At 70.0% G+C, this 741-nt stretch carries 1 protein-coding gene; it reads right to left on the reverse strand.

Features of this window, described 5'->3' with window-relative positions:
• Positions 1 to 741: enolase C-terminal domain-like protein (locus LK10_RS00645; RefSeq protein WP_043119327.1), on the reverse strand; the 741-nt coding region annotated here is incomplete at both ends.

Below are 741 nucleotides of genomic sequence, written 5' to 3' on the forward strand. Positions count from 1 at the left end.
GTGCTGGCGCACGAGGCGCAGCCCCTCCTGGTTCTCCGCGGGGGTGCAGTCCTCGAGCCAGAACAGGTCGTACGGCTCGAGCGCCTTGCCCAGCTTCGCGGCCTGGATCGGGGTCATGCGGTGGTGCCCGTCGTGCAGGAGCGGGATGTCCGGGCCGAACTCGTTGCGCACGGCCTCGAAGACGGTCGGCAGGTGCTTGAGGTACGCCCGGGTGTCCCAGTCCTCCTCCTGCGGGAACGCCCCGCGCCCGGCCGGCTCGTAGTCGTACCGCTCCCCGGAGGCCTGCGCCTGGGCGGCCACGCCGTACACGGCCTTGATCCCCGGGATCGCCGTCTGGACCCGGATCGACTTGTAGCCGAGCTCGAGGTGGTGCCGGATCGAGTCGAACAGCGAGGGCAGGTCCGTCCCGGAGGCGTGCCCGTACGCCCGCAGCCCCCGCCGGGACGCGCCGCCGAGGAGCTGGTACACCGGCAGGTTCGCGACCTTGCCCTTGATGTCCCACAGCGCCATGTCCACCGCCGCGATCGAGGCCATCGTCACCGGGCCCCGACGCCAGTACGAGGACCGGTACAGGAACTGCCAGGTGTCCTCGATCATGTGCGGATCCTTGCCGATCAGCAGCTGGGCGACATGCTCCTTCAGGTACGCCGCGACCGCGAGCTCCCGCCCGTTCAGGGTCGCATCGCCGATGCCCGTGATGCCCTCGTCGGTCGTGATCTTCAGCGTCACGAAGTTCCGCGA

This window comes from Sinomonas humi, from assembly GCF_000802235.1.
Lineage (GTDB): Bacteria > Actinomycetota > Actinomycetes > Actinomycetales > Micrococcaceae > Sinomonas > Sinomonas humi.